The sequence below is a fragment of the Paraburkholderia sp. D15 genome (assembly GCF_029910215.1).
In the GTDB taxonomy this organism is placed as follows: Bacteria; Pseudomonadota; Gammaproteobacteria; order Burkholderiales; family Burkholderiaceae; genus Paraburkholderia.
The window spans coordinates 4327297-4352697 of the sequence record NZ_CP110395.1; the positions used below are offsets into that span (position 1 = coordinate 4327297).

Here is a 25401-nt window from a genome sequence, read left to right on the forward strand (position 1 = left end):
CCTTCACTGAGGCGGCCAGCAATGAACGAGTGCTTCCGCCGATGCCAACGTGGCGTATTGGGCTCAAGGCTTATTTAGGAGATTTTCATGCTCGGAATCAATAGCAACATCAACTCGCTGGTTGCACAGCAAAACCTTAATGGCTCGCAAAGCGCCCTCTCGCAAGCCATCACGCGTCTGTCCTCGGGCAAGCGCATCAACAGCGCGGCCGACGACGCAGCAGGTCTGGCGATCTCGACGCGTATGCAAACGCAGATCAACGGTCTGAATCAAGGCGTGTCGAACGCCAACGACGGCGTGTCGATGATTCAAACCGCGTCGAGCGCACTGTCGTCGCTGACGTCCAGCCTGCAACGTATCCGTCAGCTGGCTGTGCAAGCTTCGACCGGTTCGCTGTCGTCGAGCGACCAGGCAGCTCTGCAACAGGAAGTTGCGGCACAAATCTCGGAAGTGAACCGTATCGCGTCGCAAACGACGTACAACGGCACGAACATTCTGGACGGCTCGGCTGGCAACGTCACGTTCCAGGTCGGCGCGAACGTCGGTCAGACGATCAGCCTGAACCTGAGCCAATCGATGTCGGCAGCGAAGATCGGTGGCGGCCTGGTGCAAACCGGTCAATCCGTCGGTTCGATCTCGGTCACGACGGACGCAAGCGGCAACTACACGTCGTCGGGCGCAGCGATCACCACGGTGAACGTTCTGTCGGACGGCAAGGGCGGCTACACGTTCACGGACCAGAACAACCAGGCCATCTCGTCGACGGCTGTTGGCAACATCTTCAGCAACGGTACGGCAGCAGGCACGGGCACGGCAATCACCAACCTGACGCTGAGCACCACGCTGGCCACGTCGATGGGCACGACCGCAGGCAACGCGGCAACGGCAGCGATCGCTCAGATCAACGCGATCAACACGCCGCCGACGGTCTCGGGCCTGAACATCAGCACGGTCACGGGCGCAAACCAGGCAATGGTGTCGATCGACAACGCACTGCAAACCGTCAACAACCTGCAAGCTTCGCTGGGTGCCGCGCAAAACCGCTTCACGGCAATCGCTACGTCGCAGCAAGCTGAGTCGACCGACCTGTCGTCGGCACAGTCGCAAATCACCGACGCTAACTTCGCGCAAGAAACGGCGAACCTGAGCAAGGCGCAAGTGCTGCAGCAAGCTGGTATCTCGGTGTTGGCGCAAGCTAACTCGAACCCGCAGCAAGTTCTGAAGCTCCTCCAGTAAGAGCTTGATGTAGGACCGGCGGTGTAGCGTCGCACGCTTCACGCGACGCCGCACCGCCGGGTTTCACGCAACGGGAGGCATGCCTCCCGATGTGCATTTGCAACACCCGATGCTGTAGCATCGCGCACTGCCCTAATTCAGATTTCCAGACGCCCGGAGCCTCCGCATGTCCTCGATCTCAACCACGTCCTCCCAGGCATCCGCCAATTCCGCGTTGCAGTCGGCTGCACAGTCGATCATCAGCGGATCGACGGGGAATACGTCGATGGACGTGTCGTCGCTCGTTACGGCACTCGTGAACGCCAAGACCGCGGGACAAGCCGCGGCGCTGTCGGCGCAACAAACCACCGACAACACCCAGCTGTCCGCGTACGGCGCATTGAGCGCGGCGCTGAGCGCGCTGCAGTCCGGCATCGCCGGTCTCGCGAGCGGCTCGACGCTGTCCACCTTCACGGCCAGCGCGACCGGCTCCGGCCTCAGCGCGACGGCCGGCAAGGGCGCGGTGGCCAACAGCTACACGGTCGCGGTGCAACAGATCGCGAGCTCGCAGTCGTTGACGTCGTCGGCCTTCGGCGCGACCGCGCAACTGGGCACCGGCACGCTGAGCATTTCGCTCGGCGGCACGTCGATGAACGTGAGCATCGACAGCACGAACAACACGCTGTCCGGCATCGCCTCGGCGATCAACTCGGCGAGCGGCAACCCCGGCGTCACGGCGACCGTCGTGACCGGCACGGACGGCGCCCACCTGGTGCTGCGCTCGGCGAACAGCGGCGCGGCCAACACGATCAACGTATCGGTCAACGCCACCAGCGACAACGGCCTGTCGAGCCTCGGCGTGACGTCGACGGCCAGCACCACCGGCGGCCAATCGAGCATTACGTCGGCCAATTCGAGCAACGCGTGGTCGCAGAGCAGCTACGCGCAGGACGCCGAATTCACGGTCGGCGGCGTCGCCGCGACCAGCGCCAGCAACGCCGTGACGACCGCGATCTCGGGCGTCACGATGACGCTGTCGGCGGCCTCCGTCGGCACCACGCAGACGCTGAACGTCACCTCGGACACGACCTCGCAGGCCACCGCGATCAACAACTTCGTGAGCCTGTACAACACCGTCGTCACGACGATGTCCACGCTCACGTCGTATAACTCGTCCTCGTCGTCGCAAGGTCCGCTGCTGGGCGACTCGACGCTGATGACGATCCAGAACGCGCTGGCGACGATCGTCGGCGGCGCGGTCGGCTCGGGCAGCACGGGCACCACGCTCGCGTCGATCGGCATCACGCTGAAGGACGATCCGGCGGACGGCACGATGGTGGTGGACAACACGGCGCTGACCACGGCGCTGACGGCGAACCCGGCAACGGTCGCCTCGCTGTTCAACCCGACCAACGGCATCGCCGAGCAGTTGAACGCCAGCATCACGAATTTCACGCAAACCGGCGGTATCATCGACACGCGCGACACCGCGCTGAATACCGACCTCAAGAGCGTCGCGTCGCAGCAAAGCGCGCTCGCCGACTACACGGCGCAATTGACGAGCCAGTATCAGGCGCAGTTCACCGCGCTGAACACGTTGATGGCGACCGCAAACAGCAACTCGCAATACCTGACCGCACTGTTCGGCGGCGCCAACAGCGCGGGTGCGCTGGCCAGCGCCAACAACACGTAAGCGGTCCTCGCCGTAACGAACTTGCCGTAAAGAAAGGAAGTACACGCCATGAACCAGACGGAACTGGTCGACCGCCTGCTGTCGATGACGCAGGAAATCGCACAGGCGGCATCGCTCGCCGACTGGCCGACGGCGGCTCGTCTGACCGACGAGCGTTCGCCGCTGCTGATGTCGCTGGTCGCCGAGCAGGAACCGGCCGCGCTGGAGAAGATCCGCCAGATCCAGGCAATGGACGCGGCATTGCTCGCCGACGCCGAAACGACCCAGAACGAACTGCATATCGAGTTCGAAGCAGCCATGGGCCGTGCGCGCGCCGCCGGCGAATACCAGCGCATGGCGCGCCTGTAAGCACGCACGAACACGGCGCTGCTCCGAACGGCCCGCACCGCGCGGGTCGCCGGGCGCAGCGCTAAACCAGACAATAAGAACTACGCGTCGAAGTGAGACGCGCTCGTTCCCTCGGCCCGCCTCGTGCGGGCTTTTTTCTTGTGCGCCCGTTTCAGGCCGCCCCGGCCATACGCTAAACAGGCGGCCTTTTTCCCGTCATCTCCGCGCATCGGAAACGGCCGCGCCGCCGCACAATTTCCGTCATAGACCATTCTGCGCTGAGACCATGACTCTCCTTCACGAGCAGCTGACCGCTGAGCCCTTGACCCCCGAACAGCAATTCGAGCAGGACATCCTGCTGGTGCTGCAGACGGCGCTCGACCATCACCACAAGGGCGAACTGGACGACGCGCAAGCGCTGTATCAGGCGATCCTCGACGCGAAACCCAATCACGTCGACGTGCAATACAACCTCGGCGTGCTGTTCGTGCAGCGCAAGGAGCCGGCCGCCGCGCTGCCGTATCTGGAGGCCGTGCTGGGCGCGGATCCGAACAACGGCCAGTACTGGGTCGCCTACATCAACGCGCTGATCGACGCCGAGCAGATTCCCGCCGCGTGGCTCGCGCTGGAGATGGGGCAGCAACGCGGCCTGAACGGCCCGGCGGTCAACGGTCTGATCACGCGGATGGCGAACGACGGCGTCTCGCTGCCCACCTCCGCGGTCGATCAAGGCATGACGTTCTCCGTCGCCACCGAATCGGCCGAGGTCACGCCGCCGGCGGAAGAAGACAAAGCCTCGCTGGCCGACAACCGACGCCCGACGCCGCAGGAAATCAACCGCTTCGCGGCGCTGTTCAACAAAGGCAACACCACCGCCGCGATCAAGCTCGCCACCGACCTGACCGAGCGCTTCCCGCTTCACGGCCAGTCCTGGCGTTCGCTGGGCATCGCGCTGCATCGCGACGGCCAGTACATCGCGGCGATCGAACCGCTGCGCACCGCGATCAAGCTCGGCTCGGACGATGTCGAAGCCCGCAACGCGCTCGCCGACCTGCTGCGTCTGACCGGCCAGCAGGAACTCGGCGAAGCGGTCAGCCGCGAGCTGATCGCGCTGCATCCGGAATACGCCGAAGGCCACCGCGTGCTGGGCCTCACGCTCGCCGCACTGGGCCGTCATCGCGAAGGGATCGTTTCGTGCCGGCGCGCCGCCGAACTGTCGCCGAACTATCACGAGTCGCACGGCACGTTAGGCGTGGTGCTGCTCGACCAGGGCGCCGCGCTGGAAGCCGCTTTTTCGCTGCGCCGCGCGATCGAACTGGAGCCGAAGAACTCGCTGAACCGCAGTAATCTGCTGTTCTGCCTCGCTCACGATCCGAACATCGATACCGCCGAAATCTTCGCCGAACACCGCAAGTTCTCGAAGATGTACGAAGCGCCGGTGCGCGCAAGCTGGCCGAAGCACACCAACAGCCGCACGCCGGGCCGCCGTCTGCGAATCGGCATCGTGTCGGGCGACTTGTACCGTCATGCCGTCTCGTCCTATCTGCTGCCGGTCATGGAACCGCTGTTCAACGACGAAAGCTTCACGCTGCACGTGTACTACAACCACGTCGCCGAAGACGATTACACGAACCGCTTCCGCAGCTATTCGCATCACTGGAACGTGGTGGCGGGCATGACGGACGATCAGCTCGCCGCGAAGATCCGCGAAGACAAGATCGACATCCTGCTCGACATGTCGGGCCACACCGGCCGCAACCGCCTGCAGACGTTCGCGCGCAAACCCGCGCCGGTTCAGGCGAGCTGGATCGGCTATCCGGCGACGACCGGTCTCGATGCGATGGATTACTACCTGAGCGACCGCTTCTTCACGCCGCTCGGCGAGATCGAGAGCCAGTTCACCGAGAAGCTTGTGCATCTGGCCGCCATCGGTCCGTTCGAACCGGAAAAGGCGGCGCCGCCGGTCAACATCCTGCCCGCCATGCACAACGGCTACATCACGTTCGGCAGTTTCAACCGGCTGAACAAGCTGCGCGCGGACGTGATCGCGGTCTGGGCGCGTCTGCTGCGCGAGCTGCCGACGGCGCGCATGGTGCTCGGCTCGATTGCCGGCGACGAAGGCGAAACCACGCTGACCGAATGGTTCGCGAAGGAAGGCATCGCAAGCGACCGCCTCAGCTTCCGCCCGCGCTCCACGCTACCGGTTTATCTGCAACAGCATTTCCAGGTGGACGTCTGTCTGGACACGTTCCCGTACGCCGGCTCGACGACGGTCCTTAACTCGCTGTGGATGGGCGTGCCCACGCTGACGCTGGCCGGCAAGACCATGGCGAGCCGCGCGGCGGCCGCATGGCTGAGCCACACCGGTCTCGAATCGTTCGTCGCGAAGGATGCGGACGACTTCGTCGCCAAGGGCGTCGCGCTGGCCGCCGATATTCCCGCGCTGGCCGAGATCCGCACGGGCCTGCGCGATCGCTGCCGGCAGTCGCCGGTGTTTCATCCGGACGCGGTCGCCAGCAGCCTGTCGCGCGCGCTGCACACCATGTGGCAACGCTGGCGCGATGGCCTGCCGCCGGCCCCGTTCAGCGCGGACGACACGCAAGCCGCCGGCCATGCGCCGGAACACGCGGCGTAATAGCCGCAACCACAAGCCGCAACGACACCGGATCGCGACCGGACAACCAGACAGCTGCGAGGAAACCATGGGCTCTAGCGCTCCTCTTCGTGCGATTGCGTCGCTGGACGACGAACGCATCTATGTGACCCAGCCGCATCTGCCGCCGCTGGCCGAGTTCATGCCGTATCTGGAGAAGATCTGGAACAGCAAGGTCCTGACGAACGGCGGGCCGTTTCATCAGCAGCTCGAAAAAGCGCTGTGCGAATACCTGGGCGTCGAGCATCTGGCGCTGTTCACGAACGGCACGCTCGCGCTCGTGACGGCGTTGCAGGCGCTGCGCATCAACGGCGAGGTCATCACGACGCCGTATTCGTTCGTGGCGACCGCGCACTCGTTGCTGTGGAACGGCATCAAGCCGGTGTTCGTCGACGTGGATCCGGATACGCTCAATCTGGACCCGCAGAAGATCGAAGCCGCGATCACGCCGCAGACCACCGCGATCATGCCGGTGCATTGCTACGGTCATCCGTGCGACGTGAAGGCGATCCAGAAGATCGCCGACAACTACAACCTGAAGGTCATCTACGACGCGGCGCACGCGTTCGGCGTGCAGACCGACGACGGCAGCGTGCTCAAGCACGGCGATCTGTCGATCGTCAGCTTCCACGCGACCAAGGTGTTCAACACGTTCGAAGGCGGCGCGATCATCTGCCCGGACGCGAAGACCAAGCAACGTATCGATCACCTGAAGAACTTCGGCTTCGTCGATGAAGTGACGGTGGTGGCCGCCGGCATCAACGGCAAGATGAGCGAAATCAATGCCGCGTTCGGCCTGCTGCAACTGCAGCACGTCGATTCGGCGCTCGCGCGCCGCAAGGCGATCGACGAGCAGTACCGCGAATTGCTCAAGCACGTGCCGGGCATTCGCTGCCTGAACGACGCCGGCGAGAAGGTCGCGAATTATGCGTACTTCCCCGTGCAGGTCGAAGACGATTTTCCGATCAGCCGCGACGCGCTGTACGCGCTGTTGCGCGAGCACGAAATCTACGCGCGCCGTTACTTCTATCCGCTGATCTCCGAATTTCCGATGTATCGCGGGCTGCCGTCCGCCGACAAGGACAATCTGAAGGCGGCGAGCGCGGCGTCCAAACGGATTCTGTGCCTGCCGATCTATCCGGATTTGAGTCCGGCGCAAGTCGAGCGTATCGTTCGTATCCTCGCCGACGCGAAGTGACCGCGGCCGGCAGGTGACGGAACGCGGACTATGCAAAACATCGTGCTGGTGGGATCGTCCGGTCACGCGAAAGTCGTGATCGATATCGTCGAGAAGGCAGGGCATTACCGGATCGCCGGATTGATCGACGCGTTTCGCGCGGTCGGCGAGGAAACGCTCGGCTATCCGGTGCTCGGCGGCGAAGCGGATCTGCCGCGGCTTGCCGTCGAACATGATTTACGCGGGGTGATTGTCGCGATCGGCGATAACGGCGTGCGCGAACGCGTGGCGGATAAGGTCGCGCAGGCGTGGCCGCAGGCGAGCTTCGTCAGCGCGGTGCATCCGCATGCCAGCATCGGCAACGGGACGACGATCGGCGACGGCACGGTGGTGATGGCCGGCGCGGTGATCAATCCGTGCTGCAGCGTCGGACGGTTTTGCATCGTGAACACGAAGGCGTCGCTGGATCACGACGGCGTGATGGACGACTTTGCGAGTCTCGCGCCCGGAGTGACGACCGGCGGCAATTGTCGTATCGGTCAGGGTGCCGCGGTGAGTATCGGTGCGGTGCTGCGACACGGCGTGGTGGTCGGCGAACATAGCGTGGTGGGCGCGGGTTCGCTCGTGCTTGAGGCCGTCGAGCCTTTTACCGTCACCTATGGCAGCCCCGCGAGGAAAGTGCGGGATCGGCAACGCGGCGATAAATATCTTTAAACGAAAGTGGAATGTAAAAAGCCGGAGCGAATCAGGTTCGTTCCGGCTTTATTGCTTTTGCGGCGGTGGCCGTTTCTGATTTGTGACGCGGATTAGAGGCGGGTTTGAACTCGGATTGAGACGGTTCCGATTATTCTCGCCCGGGGTTTGGCTTTTCCCAAGATCGCGCTGTCCTTTCTCCTCGCTATCCTCTCCCTGATACCGCGCTACAAATGCCCGCTGGGCCGTCCCAAAGCCTGCAAACCGCTTCCATTACGTCGATTTAATCCGATTGGCATTTTTTCCCGATTCCGTGCGAGATCGGCCAGAATTGCCGCCACGGCAATAGGCGCTCATGCATCGCGGTTCGTTCATCAGAAAATAATCGTCAAAAGCTGCAATTAACGCTTTACCCGATTAGACTGGCGCTCGCTTAAAGTTCGACCCACCGCTTTCCATGAGGCTTTCATGATTCGCACGATGCACCGGTACTGCATTGCCCTGACTGTCGTCCTTCTTTCCGCCTGCTCGTGGCTGCCGCATCGCGACGTCAGCGAAGCGCCGGCCAGCGCATCGGCGGGTGCTTCGCTGGCGTCGTGGAACGACACCACGACCAAACGCTCGATCGTCGATTTCGTCCAGCTGGTGACGACGCCCGAGTCCAAGGATTTCATTCCGCGCGCGGACCGTATTGCCGTATTCGATTACGACGGCACGTTGTGGCCCGAACAACCCGCATCGGTGCAACTGGTGTTCGCGCTGCAACGCGTGAAGACGGTGGCGGGCAAGCATCCGGAATGGAAACGCCAGGAACCGTTCCGCTCGATTCTCAAGGGCAATCTGAAAAGCGTCGCGGCCAGCGGCGACACGGGTTCGATGCGCGTGCTGGCGGCCGCCCATGCCGGCATGACCAGCGATCAGTTCGCCGCCCTCGTGCACGAATGGTTCGACTCCGCGAGCGATCCGCGCTTTAACCGCCTGTACGCTGATCTTGGTTACCAACCGATGATCGAGTTGCTCGCCTATCTGCGTGCGAACGGCTTCAAGACTTATCTGGTGACCGGCAGCGACGTCGAGTTCGTACGTGACCTCGCGCAGCGGGTGTATGGCATTCCGCCGGAGCAGGTGATCGGCAGCACCGTGAAGTATCGCTACTCGCCGCAGAGCAACGGCACGATCGCGCTGACGCGGCTCGCGCAGGTCGACAGTCTCGTGGACGGCGCCGCCAAGCCGCTCGCGATCGATCGCGTGATCGGCCGGCGTCCGGTTATCGCCTTCGGCAACGCGGACGGCGACGCGCCGATGCTCGAATGGACCTCGGCCGGCGACGGCCCGCGCCTCGCCGCGCTGGTGCATCACACGGACGCGGATCGCGAGTATGCGTACGACCGTGGGGCAAAGAGCGGCAAGCTGGATAAAGGTTTGGATGAGGCGGGGACGAAGGGGTGGCTGGTCGTCGATATGAAGAGCGACTGGCGGACTGTTTTTAAGGCGGATGGGGATGGGGCGGCGGCTGCATCTTCGGCTTCGGGTTCGCCCGGTTCGACGGCTTCCGCTGCGGCAGCGCCTGCACTTTCGGCTTCGGGTTCGGCCGCTGCGACGCGTTCGTCTTCTGCAGCGCAGGGCGCTCAGGCAGCCTCGGTCAACTAAAAGTGCGATGACGTTCACGACCGTGCCGGCGCTTGCTCGCCGGCGCGGTCACTCCGTCAGATCATCGTCATCATCCTCGCGTCAACGTAATCGCCAGATACGTGGCGTACAACGCGCCGCACACCAGCAACGCCCACACCGGCACGCCGCGCTCGCGCACGTTGATCCGCAACCATGCGGCCGCGGCGAGCGTAATGACGATACCGGTGACGACTTCGATACGCGGCGTCCACGGCGTCAGCAGAATGCCGATCGCGGGCAGCAAGGTGCCCTGAAACACCATCGCACCGGTGATATTGCCGAACGCCAGCGTGTCCTTGCCACGGCGAATCCACAGGATGCTGTTGACCTTCTCGGGCAACTCGGTGGCGATCGGAATGATCAGCAACGACAGCAGCAGCGGCGACACACCGAGCGCCGCCGACACGCCCCGCACGCCGTGGATGAACCCTTCCGCGCCCCACACCAGCAAAGCGACCGCGAGCGCCAGTTGCAAGGCGATGGTCGCGAGATTCGTCGGTAGACCGACGCGCGAAAGCAGCATTGTGCCGGGTGCCTCGGTGCCGTGACCGGCGTCGACGAGTTTGTCGGAAGCGCGGAACGTCATCACGACGTAGGTCACGTACACACCGACCAGCGCCACGCTGAACAGTGCACGAACGATACGTTGCTCATGCGGCACGTACATCGCCGCGGCGGCCAGCACGAACGCGCAGAGGAAGTAGTTGAGATCGCGCGTGAAGCCCGTGCGTTCGGGCTTGACCCAGCCTTGCGTGCCGCGCGTGCGCAGCACGGCGAGCGTCATCAGAAAAGTGGACAGCGTGGAGAGCATCAGCGGCGCGCCGAGAATCGCGCCGACGCCGATCTCCTGGTTGACGGCGCTATCGCTCGTCCCGCCGATGATCGCCAGCAACGGCACGAGCGTTTCCGGCAGCGCGGTACCGACGGCGGCGAACAACGAACCGGTGACGCCTTCGGAGATTTTCAGACGCTCGCCCAGATGTTCGAGCGCGTTGGTGAACAGCTCGGCCGACACGAGAATGACGACCAGCATGAGGACGAGTTCGAACACGAGACCGGTCATGCGCGGCTCCCGATGCACACAGGGCAGCGGTGGTGACGGCGAGACGATTGGCTAGCGGGATGGGCTGGCGAGATCCGACGATGATTCACAGGGCAAACTCCGCGGTCGGACGTAGATGACGAACCATGACGCACCGCGACCCGTCCGACCAGAACGAAGCAGTACGCCAATGGTCTCGCCAAACCGACCCGGTCGAACGCGCCATGACCCAGCAGGCCAAGTATGTTGACGCGCTCTCCTTCAAAGGATGAAGGAAGGCTACTCCCCAGTGACCGGAGGATTCTAACGGTGGGGGGCGCTTTCAACAAGCTTGGGGAGGGTATCGCTGTGTAACCCAGTGGCTTCGTTCTATGGCTTCGTCGCGCATGGCAAGTGTCGGCACATACTTCCCAGCCCTTCAGATTTCCGGTCGACAGTCGCCGCAAAAGGAATTTATAAATATTCGATATAACGCCACCGCACTCAAAAATCGATGCGCACATGTTCGAATCTATTTTCAACAGCCTGAATTATGCGCATCGATTGAATTTCACCACCCAATCAAGCGCGCTTTATCAATCAGCAACCTGTTTTGCATAACACGCATAGATCGACCGCCCCACACGCAGCACAGACGGGCGTCTAATGTCTTACATCACCGACAATATCCGGAAAAAACTTCGCCAACGCCGTCAGAAACTTTTCTTTAACGAAGAAGAAATTTCCCAATTAAAAAAATTCAATCGATAAACGACGCATCGACCGCAAATGCGTTGTACGGATCAGTCTCTCTCATTTATTATTCGCACCTCCAATAACACGCAATCACGGGGATATTCATAATGAGTCAATCCGCTTATTCGGTGCTAATGGACGCCGGAATCGAGCAGTCCCACAGAGCGGTCATTCTGAATACTCCCTTGGGTGCAAAGGCGCTGCTGCCGCAGCGGGTCGTCGGCGAGTCGCGTGTTGGCCGCGAGATGGCTTTTACCGTTGACGTGGTTGCGAAAGAAAAGTCTGTCGAACTGAAGCGATTGATGGGCCAACCCGTCACGCTGTGGCTTCTGCAGGCGGACCAGTCTTACCTCCCGTGGCATGGATACGTTTTTGCGACACGCAGGCTCGGTGGAGACGGTGGTCTGACCTACTATCAGCTCTCGTTTGCCTCATGGATGCGGCTCCTTAAGTACCGGAAGGACGCGCGCATTTTTCAGGATCTCACCACTACCGACATCCTGAGGCAGGTCTTCAACGGCCATCCGTTGGCACGTGGCAAGTATCGTTTTGCAACCCGTGACCCGGGGATGACACGGTCGTATTGCACGCAATACGAATCGGACGAAAACTTCGTGCGCCGCCTGCTCGAATCGGAAGGGTGGTTCACCTACATCGAGCAGGCGACGGACGGCAAGTCCCATACCGTCGTCATCACGGACGACTTCTCGAACTGCCGCCCGCTCGCCGGACAGCAGATTCCGTTCGGTCGTGCTGACCGCGAAGGGCAAACGGGAACGCTTGTCGAATGGGGTAGCGAGCGTACTTTGCAAAGCGTCGCCTACGGATTCCGCACGGCGGACTACAAGGTTCCGACGAGACCGAAGGAACGTTCGGGCTCTTCACAAGCCGACCAGGGCGACCTCCCCGCGAACCTGGAAGTCTACGAATATGCCGGGCACTACAGCTTCCCGGCCGGCGATCCAGCAAGCGACCGCGGCGACCAGGCCGTTCGCATCCGTCTAGAGGAAATGGCATCTCAGACCAAACGCTTTTTCGGCGTGGGAAGTGTGACCGGCATGGATGCGGGTCGATCGTTCACACTCAAGGATCACCCTGAGCACGACCTCGACAAGCAGGAAGACAGGCAGTTTGGCGTAATCGCCACTCGATGGTTCATCCAGAACAATCTGCCGCTTGGCAACAGCCGTCCATTCCCGCACAGCCTGCAGCGCACCATGTCGCGCGTGCGTGCTGAATATCGGGAAGAACAAAGCGCCTTCACGACAAAAGACCCCCTCGGTAACGAGAGCTTCTTTCTGATCGAAATAGAGGCACAGCGCCGCTTGGTGCCGTACCGAAGTCCGTTCGAGCACCGCAAGCCTGTCATGCATATGCAGAGCGCGACCGTGGTTGGCCCGTCGGGAGAAGAGATCTACACCGATGGACTCAACCGCATCAAGGTGCAGATGCACTGGGATCGCATCGGCAATCAGGACGCGGCGGCATCGTGCTGGATGCGAGTCGTGATGCCGCAGGCCGGCAACAACTTTGGATCCGTATTCGTTCCCCGAACAGGCCAGGAAGTGGCGGTGAGTTATTTCGAAGGCGACTGCGATCGCCCCGTTGTAACGGGTGTGCTGTTCCACTCGATCAATACGCCTCACTGGAACACAAACGGACTGCTCTCTGGATTCAAGTCCCGGGAGTACAGCGGGCGGGGTTTCAATCAGTTGGTGTTCGACGACTCCACGGCCCAATCCCGAGCCCAGTTGTACAGCTCAACGGCGAACTCATACCTTCACGTCGGGTATCTCATCAACCACGACGGAAACACGCGCGGGAGCTATCTCGGCAACGGCTTCGAGATGAAGACCGACGCGTTCGGTGCGGTGCGAGCCGGCCAGGGTCTGTACGTCTCGACCTATGCGCGCGGTGGCACAACGAGCCAACAACTCGATACGAAAGAGGCCACGCAGCACCTTCTTGACTCCAGCGCAGTTGTCCAGCGGCGTTCGCTGGCCGCGACGGACGCAAAGGCAGAGCCGCTGGACGAGTCCGAAGACGACATCAAGGCTTTCGCGGCCGCCACGCAAAGCAATGCGCAACGTAGCCCGGCCGGCGGGCGCACGGGTGGCGGCGGCACGGGAACCGCAAATGCCTTTTCCGAACCCATCATGTTGTTCGCGAGTCCGTCCGGACTGGGGCTGTCGACCCAGCAGTCGATGCATGTGACGGCAAGCCGGCACATCAACGTCGTCAGCGGAGACAACGCATACGTGGCGGTCGCCAGGTCGTGGATTGCGAGCGTCGGCGAGAAGCTGAGCTTTTTTGTTCAGAACGCCGGTATGAAGCTCTTCGCGGCAAAGGGAAAAGTCGAAATCCAGGCGCAGTCCGACAACATCGAAATCACAGCTGACAAGACGCTTAAGGTCGCGTCTACGTCGGACTCCGTCAGCGTGACCGCGCAAAAAGAAATCACGCTGAGCGCTGGCGGCGCCACGATCCGAATCGCCAGCGGAAACATCTACATTCATGCGCCGGGGTTAGTCCAGGTCAAGGGCAGCCCGATTTCGTTCGAAGGCCCCGAGGGAAGCAATCCGGTCGTTACGTCTCTGCCGTCGAAGTCGTGCGCGCAGCAGTTCGCCGCGGCGGCGCAAACCGGTTCTGCACTTGTGTAGGCGGTGGTCATGGTCCACTACGTCATTGTTGAACCCGCCAACGGAAAGCTCGAGCTAGCCGACGCTCCTCCGGTCTATGAAATCGGCGAACTGGTGCCTGCCTGCCGCCCTGAACTCACGGAGGTCGCCCCGGTGCTTTATTGCGCCGAGCATCCTGACGAGCAACTTCCAGCACTGCGCAAAATCGCGATGCTCGATGCAGAGCGCCGGGCGCCTCCACTCGTCTGCGCGATTGTCGCCTCCGACAGAGCGACGGGTCGCGTGCAGCAGCATCTGGCCGACCGGCTCATTCTTTCGCGCCCTGACACCGACGATACAGCCGTGTTCCGCTACTACGACCCGCGCGTGTTCACACATCTAAACCGAATTTTGCGGGCCGAACAATTCGGCGCGCTGCTCGGACCGCTCACGTCATGGGCATACCTCGACCCGGCTAGTGGATGGACAACCATGAAGGGCGCGGGCACGTTCGAGGAAAACCTGGCCGTCACGCAAGAGCAGTACAACCGCATTGTGCGCATCGAACTCGTACAGCGAGCGCTCGATGTGCTCCGAGCCAACAAGTCGGCAACACCGCCGCATGCGGCGGCTCTGCTCGACGCGCAGTTTGCAAAGGGAGCGGCGTACGGATTGGACGGCTCAGACCTTCTTGCATTTGCGATTCATGGCCTGCTCGTCTCGCCGTATTTCGACCGTCATCCTCGCGTCATGGCGATTTTGCAGACCGCCCAACCGAATTACGTCGACTCGGTCACGCAGTGGGATGCCAGCGATTGGGAGACGATCGCTCGCGAAAGTCTTCAGTACCAGTAGACCTGACTGCCCTCACAAAAGAGATAACGAATGGCACTCGACACCGATTTCTCGAGCATCAATCAGCTCACGCAGTCAATCATGCAGACGGGTTCCGCTTCACCCAGTTCGTGCAACATGTGCAAGAAGAAGGGACTGCCGATCCTGCCGGTGCGCTACGGAGTCGTCGCGGACACGAATGCTCACAGCGCCGCCGGCGCTTTGCCGGTCGGCGGCAGCTTTGGCGCCGGCGTCACGGGCATTGCGTTAAAGAAGGCGAAGTACACCCTGCGCACACTACGCTACGGATACGTCTACGTCCTCTACCCATCGACGAAGCGCTGGCAGGCTTACGCCGTGACAGCCGAAGGCAATCTGTATGACTATCCGCTGGATATCACGATCGACCGGCGCTTCGAAAAGCCGTTCAGTTGTCACCAGCCCGGCCATGCGCAACTGGCTCAATGCATCACCATCGACAATGCGCAGAATGCCGGCACGGTGTACCTTGCGTTCAGCGACGTGCTATGGACGAAAGCGGTGCGCGACCTATACGCGTCTAACTTCATGGGCTGTCGCGACAAGCGAATGCAGACACTCGATGCTACGGGTGCCCATAGCGGCAATAGCTCGCAGCCTCATGCGGCGAGTGTTGGTCAGCTAGGCAGTCTGCTGAACGAGTACGGGACGGGAAAGCATCCCGATTCGATGCTGACAGGATGTTTTCCGTACAACGATCGTGCAGGACAAACGCCCGCGCTGAAAAAGGCGATGGACTCGATCCAACCGAACAAGGGTTTAGTGTTCGCGCTTTGGGATGCAGTGGGGATTACGCAGGAACTCAACTTTGAGCAGCGGCTCGCTTTCGGTACTGCATTAGAGCCGTTCCATCATGGGATCTGGGCGGAAAGCGCGATCAACGCATTGCACAAGGCTGTTATCGCCGGAGAGAAGACGGCCATCGCGAACGCGGTGCAGACGCTTACGACTAATGCGTACAGCGGCGCGGCAATAACGGCTGTCTTCGACGGCGGCAAGCTGATGGAGAAGCAGCTCAAGACCATCAACGATCAGAAAGATAAAGATTTGGCCGGCGCCGCCTCGGATGCGTGGAAACCTTATTCGACTCATTATCGGCAAACAGCGATCGATGAGTTCAAGCGTAAGACTGCGGCTTCGATGAAACCGGTGCATGAAAATATCCTTGCTCCGCTGTCGCTGGATCATAAGGCGTGGTTGTCTAGCGATGCTTTGCTGAATGTGCTCCACCTGGACTATGAACAGGGCTGCTTGCAGAGCGGGCTCGAATACACGCTTACTTTTACGCTGTGCATCGAGGGATCAGCGGACCGGAAAGAAGCGATCGATCAGCTCGTCCAGTGGGCGAACGGAAGTGTCGAGGACATGCGCAATCCTCTGCTTCGAGCGCTTGTACTTAACAGTCCAGTGCTGGCTGAGAAAGTGAAGAAAGCGTCAAGTTACCCCTACGTCGAGTTGCGGGAGTTTGCGGCCAAGCTCATCGAGTCGTATAGCAAAGTCATTGACGTAGAGGAGTCGAAAAATAAGGGATTCATAGCCGCACTTTCAAAGGCTACGGCTCACTTGCTCCACGAGGCCGGCGGCCCCATCGCACAGGCTATTAGCAAGGGCATCGATACTGCGGCCGCGAAGGTTATGTATGTGACGCTTTGTATGCAGACAAAGACGCTTTTTGAATGCAAGGCTGTCTATGGTTCGGTGAACCAGTGGGTGAATTATGTATCCCGGCAAATGCAGGAGATGATGCCTGGAAGTCAGCAGATCGAGGTGCAGGACTTGAACAAAGATCTGAAAGGAAAGGCGTCAGGCGCAGCAAATGTGGATGCGGAAATAAAAGCGAGGCAATTTGTCCTTGTAGAAAGCCCGTCCAGGGAAGCCGCGACGTTGTCGAGCGTTGCGGCTCAACCTGGCTTCCAGAAGTTGGCCAGCGTCACGTTGACGCCAGATGTCGTGGAAAAGGTTTACATGCCGAAATTTCGACTGCTTACCAAGGGAGAACCAGGATTTAACGGCATCGGAGCAATATTTAATGCTATTAATCTGTTCTTTGCGCGAACGGAGTTGTTGAAGTCGAATCATTTTAATTCGACGGAAAATTCAATCAAGTTCGGCAATGCTGTGGGCGGGCTGGTCGTCAGTGTGTCGCAATACACTCACACTGCTATTGAGGCAATTGAGAAATCCGGTGCAAAGGTCGGTGCAGGCTGGCTGAGATTCGGAGGGATTGCGGACGTTGTTAGCAAATTCGGAGGCCCCGTTGTTGGCCTTGTTTCCGCCGCAATTGACGGCTATCACGCGTGGGATGAAATTCAACATGGAAATTTCATTTTGGCATCTCTTTATTTCAGTTCAACAATTATCGGTTTCTCGCTTGTAATCGCAGCTTTCACGGGACCAATTTTAACTCTGCTGCTTTTGATAGTTGCAGCAATAATCGGCGCTGCCATTAATTTTGCAAAAGGGCGCGAAATCAATGAATGGCTAGAACAATGTTACTTCGGAATAAAGGAAGAAAACGAGCGCTTTTCAAGCCTAGCCGAAGACCAGAAGGCTTTGACGTCTGCACTTTCGTAATACAGGAACCAGCATGAAAATCCGTGGAATCGCTCGTTCTATCACCGAAGACGAGTTTGCTGCGCGTCTGGAGCAGAAGAACAAGTGCACTGACAACGCAAAAAGCAGTGGAACAGCCTTTGAATGTACCGACAACTATCTCGAAGTTTGCGACGGGCTCTACCGCGAGAAAGGCTGGGGCTTGCTAGCCTTCCTGATGGGCGGCATTCCCGCAATAGGCTCGACGATCATGGCTTTGTGGATAGCCATCAATACGTCTCCAGCGCTGCGGCAGAAAGGATTGGCCGAACTGACTCACTGGGTCTTTGGATTTTTTGCACTGCTCTCGTTTGGAGTGTTCCTGTGGGCATCACGTTTCCTATTCGTTGACTGTTTCAACTATACGAGCAAACCTATTCGCTTCAATCGCATTGATCGGACAATTTACGTGTTCAAACACAACGGCCCCGGCGGAGTTGTCAGCGTGCCTTGGGATCAGGCGTTCCTTTATGTCGAAAGGAGCCCACGAGGCGGTCTTTTGCTAACGGCTGGCCGCGTCGCTCGCTGTCTTGTGCTCGATGAGAAAGGACAGGTCACGGACAGCATTCCGATCGGGAAGCGAGTCGTGCTGGCCTCGCCCGAAACAGGGCCACTCGGTCAGCAAGTGATGAACGAACTCTACGAAGACTTCGAGTATTACCGGCGGTTCATGGAAGAGGGGCCAGCGCTGCTGCCTCGGGTGGAAAGCTTCCTCTCTAAAAAAGTATCGTTCCGAAATTCTCTGAAGTTGCGGTTTGAGGATGAGGCGGCCCTTTTGAAATCAGGAAATCTGTTCCTCATAGCGTTTGGAATTGTTGCTTTGGTGCCTGTCTTCATTTTTTCATGCGCCAACTACCTCGCGATGCGGACTTGTCGCGAACCGGTGTGGCCCGATGATGTAGAACGCGCCTGCGGGGCCTTGCCTAACGCAATAAGCGAAAGTGTCGCGACGTAAAGTCGCCGGTCTTGTATTACGAAAGCTTGTATGAATTTCAAATGCACCAGTCGATACATATCAGACGATGAAATTGCAGCACGTTTACAGCAAAAACAGAGGTGCGCCGACGCCGCAAAAAGCAGCGGAACGGCCTTTGAAGCGACCGACAGTTATCTTGAGGTTTGCGACGGACTTTATCGTGAGAAAGGTTGGGGTCTCCTTGCCTTCTTCATGGGCGGAATACCCGCAATATGCTTGACGGCTATGTTCATATGGATGGCCATCGAAGTATCTCCAGCGCTACGGCAGAAAGGGCAAACGGAATTGACGCACTGGGGTTGCGGCTTCCTCGCGTTATCCTCATTTGGCGCGTTTCTGTGGGCAACACACTTCCTGTTCGTCGATTGCTTCAACTACACAAGCAAACCCATTCGCTTCAATCGACCCAACCGGACGATATACGCGTTCAAACACAACGGACCCGACGGAGTTGTCGCTGTGCCGTGGGACGACACATTGTTCTATATCGAACGGAGCCCCAAGGGTGGCCTGTTCCAAACCGCCGCTCGAGTTGTCCGCTGCCTTGTTCTCAATGAGAAGGGCCAAGTGACTGACAGTTTCCCGATTGGAAAGCGGGTTGTACTCGCATCGTCTGAAGAGGGACCGCTTGGCCAGCAGGTGATGAACGAACTCTACGAAGACTTCGAATACTACCGGCGGTTCATGGAAGAAGGATCGGCGCTGCTACCTCCCGTAGAAAGCTTTCTGTCCAAAGAAGTGTCGTTCCAGAACTCCATAAGCTTCCTGTTTAAAGATGAATCAGCGCTTTTGAAGTCAGGCAGCGTGTTCCTTGTAGTGTTCGGGATTATCGGTCTAGTGCCTTACTTCATTTTTTCATGCGCGAACTACGTCGCCATGCGAACCTGCCGCCAACCGGTGTGGCCCGACGATGTAGAACGCGCCTGCAGGGTTTTGCCTGCAGAGACCGGCGAAAGCGTGGCAACTTGAGTCCCCACCTTATCCTCGAGGTCGACAGGACATGGTTGATGGGATGGCTGAAGGAGGGTGAACTGCCCGTCGTTTCAGGCCCTCCCTTGGCCCGCGCCCGTTGGTGCTAAAACGGCCGACAAATAGAAAACGCCGAGCAATGCACGGCATTTTCGAAAGAACACTGGTTGGCAATTTTGCATGCCCGGTGAATCACTGGTGATTCGCACTGAATCTTCGTGCGCCCGGCTGGGATCGAACCAGCAACCCCTGCCTTCGGAGTTTTAAAAACGCGCCACATCCCATTTAAAATCAATGCCTTACACAACTCGCAAAGTGTAAAACCAAGGCTAAACAAGCTCATTCAAGGCCATCCCAGCCTGTCCGCACTGTATTTTCACTGTACAAGCTGTTGCCAGTGTCACGCAGTTCGCGAAGGCTGCGGTACGCTCGAAATCCGAGGCATGGGACTTAGGTGAACAGCCGCTCTTCGAATTCGTCTACTGAGGGAAGTGTCCCTGCTTCCGTCATCCGGCACATCAACCGCGACAGCAGCGCCCGTACTTCAATAATGTGTTCCTCCAACAGCGCATCCTTGGTGGCAGCGCCGTGCACTGCTTTTGATCGATAGTCATAAAGCAACTTGATCCGCCGGTAGAGGGCGACCCGCCCGGGCCCCCGATCCTCAAGAAAAGATGCAGCCAGCGCGGCAAGCCGAAACCGCAATTCCGAATTGATACCGAAGATGCCTTCAAAGCCGGCCCAAAGCGCAGCTGCTGACATCCTTAAATTGGCTTGGTGGTGATGCGTCGTCAAGCAATCCACCGCCAACCGGAACGCGGGCCGCTCAAGGAGTTCGATCCACACCGCCAAGTGCTTGTGGACCCAGTCAAGCTCATCACGGGAAACGGCGACAACCTCACCAAGCCTACGCGCGGCGGGCACGTCTTCAAGCAACTGCACCTTACAGGAATCGCGCTCGACCGCCGGGATGGCGTCCCATGACACACTCGCGACAGCGGGCACCAGAAGATCTGCGACAGAGCGGCAGCGAAGGGCCGATATGATCCGCCAGCCCGTATCGAGAAGCCCCTGAAGATCATTTGACGCGCCGTGCAACACCGCTAGTTCGTGTGTAACGCTCGGCATATGGCGTGCGACGGCGCTCAATAGGCCCTTATTCTCCAGCGCGCCCGCAAGCTCAATCTCCCCTGGCGGCTGCCGAACCTCTCGCAACGTTCCGAGCCCCGCGAACTCGTAGACACCGCCGTGCAAAGTCAGGCCGGACAGTGCAAAGCAAACCTCTGACACTCCCGCCAACGCGACTAGGCATTCTCGGGCGGTTTCCTTGCGCTTTTGGAAGTGCGAAATCACGCCTTCCGCCGCGTTGATTAGGTTCTCCGTCCCGTCCACTGCCCCTCGCTCGTCGGTCGTCACGTCACTCTCGCCAGAACAATTAAAAGTCTGATTTTGCGCGCATGCTCATCTGTGGTCCATCCAACTGCTTTCACGCGTATCATTTCCCCACAATAACGGGGGCAAAATGTCAGAAGGCGGGGCGAGAAGGCATTGGCTAGATTATGTGGCGGTATGGGTCGCGCTATTCGCGATGATTGGCTCATTGCTGAGCGCGGGCGCGTCTTGGTATCAGTTCAAGGCGTCCAGAGATCAGCTGAGTTCCATGAAGTTCGATCAACGTCCATGGGTATCTCTCGATTTGAAGCCTCAAGGTCCTTTTGAAAAGGACGATAGCGGTTGGGTGTATACCTTTGCGTACGACCTGAGCAACGTAGGCCGGTCGCCAGCCTTCAATGTCGTATTTAGCTCGATGATGATACCTATGGCTCCACCGTTTGACGCGCCTCCTCCGTCCAGCGGGTACTCGTATCCTGATCCGAGTGCAGCAGTAAGACGTGCAATAAAAGACACATGCCAGCAGAACGAAGCCCTACGCGCTCGTGGGGTCGGCGACATACTCTTTCCAAATTCGCAGCAAAACCTCCACTGGAAGGCGCACAGCCAAGTTTCGACGAAGGGCTATCTTCCCGCCTTGGCTGTCGTCGCGTGCGTTTCGTACCAGTTCAGTGGCGATCCGGCCGTCCACGAAACGGTACGTGTGTTCGACTTGGAGCGACGTGACTACGGGCAAACAATTCACGTTGACGACTTCGGTATCTTGCCCCAAGACCTAGTTTTCTTTCCTTATCTGATTGACGGGTTTTCCGCAAACTGAATTTAAGACAAAAGCGAACAGGGTGAACTAGGCAATGAATAACAACCAATCCCCATTCCCTAAACATTGGGCATTTGTTCTCAACCCAATAGTTCTTCCTAGTATCGACCAATACGAATTGGCTCCTAAACTGTTCGTTCGGAAAGCAAAGGAACATGAGGTGATTGCGATCAAGCAGACTTTGACGCAATGCATTGGCTCCCCTTTCAATATTCCGCGAGAGCTGAACTACGAGACGGACAGGCGCGAAACGCCCAGCGGGCCAAACACCAAAAACATCGACGCTATCCCGCTAGCCAGGGCAGATTGGCGCTATCACATCGTCACCAACGAAGGGGATCAAAACGCGCTCTACCGGTCGCATTTAGCTATTAATACAACAGCCGCACCTTTAGAGATTTCCGCTCTGACATTCGGCGGCCCAAGCCTAACCGGTTGGCGCGGAGACTTCGCTTCACGGTACTTTCGCGATTTCACGCCATTCCCGGCTTCGCGTTTGAGCATTGATGATTTAAATGAGGCTCGCGACACGATCAACGAATTTGTGCCGTTCTTCATTGGCGGCGAACTTTGCGAGAAACACCCGGAAGTCCAGCGCGCTTTCCTCATGTATGACTCCCTGAGTATGTTAAATGAGACTTCCGAATTCCATGTAATTGGACTATTCGCGATCATCGAAATGATGATTACGCATAACCCGCAACTGGAAGATCGAGGGGACTCGATCACCCATCAGATGCAAGCGAAGCTGCCGCTTTTGATGCGCCGGTTTCGCAGACCTATCTCGACTAAGCAACACTTTGGTGATACTGATCCGAAAAAGGTTTGGTCCGCGCTTTATTCGTATCGTAGTGCTTTGGCTCACGGCGGCGTAGCGAATTTTGCCTCCAGTCAATTGAAGCCGATTAAATCTGCGGAGGCTGCGTCCGAATATCTTCACGCAGTCGTAAAGGGGTTGCTGCGACATGTTCTTATCGAGCCTTTGCTCTTTCTCGACCTGAAAAATTGCTGAAACACGTGGTCAGCACCTGACTCATCGTCTGCGTGTTGCGCTGCGCCCAAAGCGTGTAACGAGCATCAAAGTACATCATCAATTTTGCGTTGAATTTGCGACAAGCTCCTTTACTGGCGGGGCTCGCCGCCACAGCGCAGTTCGCATCAAACGGCACGCCCAAAGAGGAAGGGCAGGCGGGGAGGGGGACTGCGCTATGACCGCCGGCACTCGCCCGACCGACCGCCGGCTGAGTCTCGCCGACCATACCAATGCATTACGCATCGCGATCGCGAAATCATTCGAAAATCCGATTGCCGACATGCCATTTTCCGCCTGGCGGGTCGCGTTACATCTTGTTACCATACATATTCGTTACGGACTGAATACAGCCAGATTCAATGCTGAAGCAGAATGTGCGTGGGTGTGTGTCGCGGCTGGCAAGGGGTTGACGGATGCGATGCGTAAATTTCAACAGTGCCTAGGATCGAAGTAAATGGGGCGGCACTAAAAGGGGGTTGGCCTGATGCGAGAAATTCTTGATGTCTATGAAAATCGAATGCCCATGCTGTGGCGCAGCCCTCTGCGCGCGCACCACCGACTTTCAATCGGTCACACTGCGGCGAATTTATAGCGTCTGTCGTGAGTGCGGATTCAAGGCGCGCGCAGAGCTGGAAATCATTCATTCGCTTTCTCCGTCGTCCCGTCCACGCGCTGAGGTAATGCTTGAGGTGCGGCCCGCGACGATGCTTCGTGGAGCAGTCAACGCGCGAACCAGTGCTGCCGATGCGGGTAGCCAATGAGAATCACAATCGTCTGCCCACATTGCAGCGCACGCGGCATTGCACGTGCAATGGAAAAAGAATCACCTGTCGCCTGGAAAATCGATTTCCAGTGCGACGACGTCACGTGCGGACACACGTACCGCGCGCGCTTCCAGATTAGCCCCGGTAAATCGCTGCCGGCAGGCGCCGTGGCTAATATCGCCTGACATTACCCGTCGAAAATCTTCCGTGACACGAAAGAGCGCCCGCCAGACGGCGAGCGCTCTTCTAATCTTTACGTCTGCGCTGCTGCCGTAGTCTGCCGCTCACCTCATCTTCGAACATGCAGCGCGCAGCAGCGTAAGACCATCCTCTAACGTATACCCCCGTACCCTATCCAGGGTAAGATGGCCGCCTACCGTTTTTGGGAAATCCGGCCATGAGTCATACGATTCGCGATAAACAGAAACTGCTCAATCGAGTTCGCCGCATCAAGGGGCAGGTCGAGGCAATCGAGCGCGCGCTGGAAGAGGAGCGCGGTTGCATGGATGTGCTCCAGCTCATCACCAGTAGTCGCGGCGCGATGAACGGTCTGCTTGCCGTGGTTCTTGAAGATCACATCCGAACGCATCTCGTCGACGCTGAGTCAGAGGGCGAGCACGGCAGCGGCACCGAGCAGTTGATCGAGGTAGTTCACAGCTACTTCAAGTAAGAGGCAACAATGAACAATTTTCGAAATGCCGCTGAAGCGGCGGGGCACGACCACATTTTTCTGGGTGCGGCCCATGAAGCCAATGAACGCAGAACCTGGACGGTGATTGCGCTGTGCAGCGCGATGATGGTCGCTGAAATCGTCGGCGGCAGTCTCTTCGGGTCACTGGCGCTAGTTGCGGACGGTCTGCACATGTCAACCCACGCCGGCGCGATGTTGATCGCCGCGCTGGCGTACACCTATGCTCGCAGGCACGCGGCCGACAATCGCTTCGTGTTCGGGACCGGCAAACTGGGCGACCTCGCGGGTTTCAGCAGCGCAATCGTGCTCGCCATGATCGCGCTGCTGATCGCGTATGAAGCCATATCACGCCTTCTGTCGCCCGTGCCCATCCACTTCGGCCAGGCGATCCCGATCGCCGTACTTGGACTGGTCGTCAATTTAGCGAGCGTCTGGCTGTTAGGCGGCGACCACCATGGCCACGATCATGGCCACGATCACGGCCACAGTCATGGTCACAGTCACACGGACGAGCACGGTCATGTTGACGAGGCACATCGCATCGTCGGCAGCGCGGGCGTTTTTGCCCTGTCGGTTTTCGAAGACGGCGTACCGCCGGTGTTTCGCATCACGCCCGACGTCGCCTCGTCGAAACCAAGCGCCAGCGCAGTATCAGTGACGACGATCCGCCCTGACGGTACGCGCCAGACCTTCACGTTTGCCGATCGCGGTGATTATCTGGAGTCGAAGGACGACATTCCGGAGCCGCACGCTTTCAGCGCGATCGTCCACCTGCCAGACGGTGAGTATCTGGTCGAGTTTGAAGAACACGAGCACGATCACAACGATGGGCACGCGGCCGCAAATCGCGACCACAACATCCGCTCGGCTTACATTCACGTCATTGCCGACGCGGCGGTTTCCGTACTCGCGATCATAGGCCTGTTGCTGGCGCGCGCATTTGGCTGGGTCTGGATGGACCCACTTGCGGGCGTGATTGGCGCGCTGGTGATTGCAAACTGGTCGTGGGGCTTGATGCGGGATACGGGCCGCATCCTGCTCGACGTGAATCCGGACAATCGCATGGCCGAGAACGTCCGGCATGTCATCGAAGACAATGGCGACACCGTCGTGGACCTGCACGTCTGGCGAGTCGGTCCCGGACATATGAGCGCGATCGTAGCGGTGGCCACCTCAGATGCCCGACGCAATCCAGGCTTCTACCGCGCGGCGCTCAAGCGTTTCAAAGGGCTGTCGCATTTGACGGTCGAGGTGAATCCCACGCCTGCTGCTTGAGCAATGGCCGTTACATCGTTACAGGTGCTGAGGGAGCCAGGAGGCTGGGAAAAGCTGGAAATAGTGCAGCAGTACGCGCATTTGTCGGTCGATCCCCTGGCGCGCTGGGTGCAGCCGCACACACAGGTCGTTGATCTGCAAGCCTTGGCCAGCTGACCGGCTCGACTGTATTTTCACTGTACTGGAGGGAAA

Annotated in this window: 21 protein-coding genes, 1 pseudogene and 1 riboswitch; of the genes and pseudogenes, 20 read left to right on the top strand and 2 right to left on the bottom strand. The window is 59.1% G+C overall.

Features of this window, described 5'->3' with window-relative positions; genetic code table 11:
- The first annotated feature begins 87 nt into the window (after nucleotides 1-87).
- The 7 genes from LFL96_RS18985 (at nucleotide 88) to LFL96_RS19015 (ending at nucleotide 9408) form a co-directional block, all read left to right on the top strand.
- The gene (locus LFL96_RS18985; RefSeq protein WP_280996745.1) at nucleotides 88-1236 is read left to right on the top strand and encodes a flagellin; all 1149 of its coding nucleotides are present in this window, start codon (nucleotides 88-90) and stop codon (nucleotides 1234-1236) included.
- Nucleotides 1237-1402: 166 nt separating this feature from the next.
- Entirely contained in the window at nucleotides 1403-2908 is a 1506-nt protein-coding gene (fliD, locus tag LFL96_RS18990) for a flagellar filament capping protein FliD (protein WP_280996749.1), read from the top strand.
- A gap of 48 nt (nucleotides 2909-2956) precedes the next feature.
- Nucleotides 2957-3256, top strand: a complete 300-nt coding sequence (fliT, locus tag LFL96_RS18995) for a flagellar protein FliT (RefSeq protein ID WP_280996750.1) — start codon at nucleotides 2957-2959, stop codon at nucleotides 3254-3256.
- A 265-nt stretch (nucleotides 3257-3521) separates the two neighbouring features.
- Nucleotides 3522-5870 carry a tetratricopeptide repeat protein gene (locus tag LFL96_RS19000; protein ID WP_280996751.1) on the top strand — a complete coding sequence of 783 codons (2349 nt, stop codon included), beginning with the start codon at nucleotides 3522-3524 and terminating at the stop codon, nucleotides 5868-5870.
- 67 nt (nucleotides 5871-5937) lie between these two features.
- Nucleotides 5938-7086 carry a dTDP-4-amino-4,6-dideoxy-D-glucose aminotransferase VioA gene (gene vioA, locus LFL96_RS19005; RefSeq protein WP_280996752.1) on the top strand — a complete coding sequence of 383 codons (1149 nt, stop codon included), beginning with the start codon at nucleotides 5938-5940 and terminating at the stop codon, nucleotides 7084-7086.
- A 30-nt stretch (nucleotides 7087-7116) separates the two neighbouring features.
- Nucleotides 7117-7779, top strand: coding sequence for an acetyltransferase (locus LFL96_RS19010; RefSeq protein ID WP_280996753.1), 663 nt, complete (start codon nucleotides 7117-7119; stop codon nucleotides 7777-7779).
- Nucleotides 7780-8226: 447 nt separating this feature from the next.
- Entirely contained in the window at nucleotides 8227-9408 is a 1182-nt protein-coding gene (locus tag LFL96_RS19015; protein WP_280996754.1) for an HAD family hydrolase, read from the top strand.
- A 70-nt stretch (nucleotides 9409-9478) separates the two neighbouring features.
- Here LFL96_RS19015 and LFL96_RS19020 read toward each other — a convergent pair whose 3' ends face one another.
- Nucleotides 9479-10492, bottom strand: coding sequence for a sodium:calcium antiporter (locus LFL96_RS19020; protein ID WP_280996756.1), 1014 nt, complete (start codon nucleotides 10490-10492; stop codon nucleotides 9479-9481).
- A gap of 95 nt (nucleotides 10493-10587) precedes the next feature.
- Nucleotides 10588-10771, bottom strand: a riboswitch (yybP-ykoY riboswitch).
- A 542-nt stretch (nucleotides 10772-11313) separates the two neighbouring features.
- Here LFL96_RS19020 and tssI point away from each other — a divergent pair.
- The 5 genes from tssI to LFL96_RS19045 are packed head-to-tail and all read left to right on the top strand — an operon-like array spanning nucleotide 11314 to nucleotide 19234.
- Complete coding sequence (gene tssI / locus LFL96_RS19025; protein ID WP_280996757.1) at nucleotides 11314-13866, top strand: type VI secretion system Vgr family protein; 2553 nt, start codon at nucleotides 11314-11316, stop codon at nucleotides 13864-13866.
- 9 nt (nucleotides 13867-13875) lie between these two features.
- Nucleotides 13876-14679 (top strand): DUF4123 domain-containing protein, encoded by an 804-nt coding sequence (locus tag LFL96_RS19030; RefSeq protein ID WP_280996758.1) that lies wholly within the window; start codon nucleotides 13876-13878, stop codon nucleotides 14677-14679.
- A 30-nt stretch (nucleotides 14680-14709) separates the two neighbouring features.
- Nucleotides 14710-17271, top strand: a complete 2562-nt coding sequence (locus tag LFL96_RS19035; protein ID WP_280996759.1) for a T6SS effector BTH_I2691 family protein — start codon at nucleotides 14710-14712, stop codon at nucleotides 17269-17271.
- Nucleotides 17272-17284: 13 nt separating this feature from the next.
- Complete coding sequence (locus LFL96_RS19040; protein ID WP_280996760.1) at nucleotides 17285-18244, top strand: DUF6708 domain-containing protein; 960 nt, start codon at nucleotides 17285-17287, stop codon at nucleotides 18242-18244.
- 30 nt (nucleotides 18245-18274) lie between these two features.
- Nucleotides 18275-19234, top strand: a complete 960-nt coding sequence (locus LFL96_RS19045; protein WP_280996761.1) for a DUF6708 domain-containing protein — start codon at nucleotides 18275-18277, stop codon at nucleotides 19232-19234.
- Between the two features lie 450 nt (nucleotides 19235-19684).
- On the opposite strand, the gene LFL96_RS19050 is transcribed toward LFL96_RS19045, so the two are convergent.
- Nucleotides 19685-20650: a hypothetical protein gene (locus LFL96_RS19050; protein ID WP_280996762.1), complete on the bottom strand. Its 966-nt coding sequence runs from the start codon at nucleotides 20648-20650 to the stop codon at nucleotides 19685-19687.
- A 244-nt stretch (nucleotides 20651-20894) separates the two neighbouring features.
- Between LFL96_RS19050 and LFL96_RS19055 the strand changes: the two genes are divergently transcribed.
- The 8 genes and pseudogenes from LFL96_RS19055 to LFL96_RS19090 form a co-directional block, all read left to right on the top strand.
- Nucleotides 20895-21446 (top strand): hypothetical protein, encoded by a 552-nt coding sequence (locus tag LFL96_RS19055; RefSeq protein ID WP_280996763.1) that lies wholly within the window; start codon nucleotides 20895-20897, stop codon nucleotides 21444-21446.
- Nucleotides 21447-21480: 34 nt separating this feature from the next.
- Complete coding sequence (locus LFL96_RS19060) at nucleotides 21481-22458, top strand: HEPN domain-containing protein (protein WP_280996764.1); 978 nt, start codon at nucleotides 21481-21483, stop codon at nucleotides 22456-22458.
- Nucleotides 22459-22654: 196 nt separating this feature from the next.
- Nucleotides 22655-22933 (top strand): hypothetical protein, encoded by a 279-nt coding sequence (locus LFL96_RS19065; RefSeq protein WP_280996765.1) that lies wholly within the window; start codon nucleotides 22655-22657, stop codon nucleotides 22931-22933.
- A gap of 52 nt (nucleotides 22934-22985) precedes the next feature.
- Nucleotides 22986-23240 (top strand): ogr/Delta-like zinc finger family protein, encoded by a 255-nt coding sequence (locus LFL96_RS19070; protein ID WP_281000834.1) that lies wholly within the window; start codon nucleotides 22986-22988, stop codon nucleotides 23238-23240.
- A 50-nt stretch (nucleotides 23241-23290) separates the two neighbouring features.
- Complete coding sequence (locus LFL96_RS19075) at nucleotides 23291-23428, top strand: hypothetical protein (RefSeq protein WP_280996766.1); 138 nt, start codon at nucleotides 23291-23293, stop codon at nucleotides 23426-23428.
- Between the two features lie 212 nt (nucleotides 23429-23640).
- On the top strand, nucleotides 23641-23913 hold the full coding sequence (locus LFL96_RS19080) for a metal/formaldehyde-sensitive transcriptional repressor (RefSeq protein WP_280996767.1): 273 nt from the start codon (nucleotides 23641-23643) through the stop codon (nucleotides 23911-23913).
- Between the two features lie 9 nt (nucleotides 23914-23922).
- Nucleotides 23923-25209, top strand: a complete 1287-nt coding sequence (gene dmeF, locus LFL96_RS19085; protein WP_280996768.1) for a CDF family Co(II)/Ni(II) efflux transporter DmeF — start codon at nucleotides 23923-23925, stop codon at nucleotides 25207-25209.
- 12 nt (nucleotides 25210-25221) lie between these two features.
- A pseudogene (locus tag LFL96_RS19090) lies at nucleotides 25222-25365 on the top strand (site-specific integrase); the annotation flags it as partial.
- Nucleotides 25366-25401 lie beyond the last annotated feature (36 nt).

What these genes read in the sequence shown, in the direction of transcription:
- LFL96_RS19015 (WP_280996754.1), top strand. Translation starts at nt 8,227, where the DNA reads ATGATTCGCACGATGCACCGGTACTGCATTGCCCTGACTGTCGTCCTT.
- LFL96_RS19045 (WP_280996761.1), top strand. Translation starts at nt 18,275, where the DNA reads ATGAATTTCAAATGCACCAGTCGATACATATCAGACGATGAAATTGCA.
- LFL96_RS19030 (WP_280996758.1), top strand. Translation starts at nt 13,876, where the DNA reads ATGGTCCACTACGTCATTGTTGAACCCGCCAACGGAAAGCTCGAGCTA.
- LFL96_RS19080 (WP_280996767.1), top strand. Translation starts at nt 23,641, where the DNA reads ATGAGTCATACGATTCGCGATAAACAGAAACTGCTCAATCGAGTTCGC.
- LFL96_RS19065 (WP_280996765.1), top strand. Translation starts at nt 22,655, where the DNA reads ATGACCGCCGGCACTCGCCCGACCGACCGCCGGCTGAGTCTCGCCGAC.
- fliT (WP_280996750.1), top strand. Translation starts at nt 2,957, where the DNA reads ATGAACCAGACGGAACTGGTCGACCGCCTGCTGTCGATGACGCAGGAA.
- LFL96_RS19075 (WP_280996766.1), top strand. Translation starts at nt 23,291, where the DNA reads ATGGAAAAAGAATCACCTGTCGCCTGGAAAATCGATTTCCAGTGCGAC.
- fliD (WP_280996749.1), top strand. Translation starts at nt 1,403, where the DNA reads ATGTCCTCGATCTCAACCACGTCCTCCCAGGCATCCGCCAATTCCGCG.
- LFL96_RS19060 (WP_280996764.1), top strand. Translation starts at nt 21,481, where the DNA reads ATGAATAACAACCAATCCCCATTCCCTAAACATTGGGCATTTGTTCTC.
- LFL96_RS19035 (WP_280996759.1), top strand. Translation starts at nt 14,710, where the DNA reads ATGGCACTCGACACCGATTTCTCGAGCATCAATCAGCTCACGCAGTCA.
- LFL96_RS19000 (WP_280996751.1), top strand. Translation starts at nt 3,522, where the DNA reads ATGACTCTCCTTCACGAGCAGCTGACCGCTGAGCCCTTGACCCCCGAA.
- tssI (WP_280996757.1), top strand. Translation starts at nt 11,314, where the DNA reads ATGAGTCAATCCGCTTATTCGGTGCTAATGGACGCCGGAATCGAGCAG.
- vioA (WP_280996752.1), top strand. Translation starts at nt 5,938, where the DNA reads ATGGGCTCTAGCGCTCCTCTTCGTGCGATTGCGTCGCTGGACGACGAA.
- LFL96_RS19055 (WP_280996763.1), top strand. Translation starts at nt 20,895, where the DNA reads ATGAAGTTCGATCAACGTCCATGGGTATCTCTCGATTTGAAGCCTCAA.
- LFL96_RS19010 (WP_280996753.1), top strand. Translation starts at nt 7,117, where the DNA reads ATGCAAAACATCGTGCTGGTGGGATCGTCCGGTCACGCGAAAGTCGTG.
- LFL96_RS19040 (WP_280996760.1), top strand. Translation starts at nt 17,285, where the DNA reads ATGAAAATCCGTGGAATCGCTCGTTCTATCACCGAAGACGAGTTTGCT.
- LFL96_RS19020 (WP_280996756.1), bottom strand. Translation starts at nt 10,492, where the DNA reads ATGACCGGTCTCGTGTTCGAACTCGTCCTCATGCTGGTCGTCATTCTC.
- LFL96_RS19070 (WP_281000834.1), top strand. Translation starts at nt 22,986, where the DNA reads ATGAAAATCGAATGCCCATGCTGTGGCGCAGCCCTCTGCGCGCGCACC.
- LFL96_RS18985 (WP_280996745.1), top strand. Translation starts at nt 88, where the DNA reads ATGCTCGGAATCAATAGCAACATCAACTCGCTGGTTGCACAGCAAAAC.
- dmeF (WP_280996768.1), top strand. Translation starts at nt 23,923, where the DNA reads ATGAACAATTTTCGAAATGCCGCTGAAGCGGCGGGGCACGACCACATT.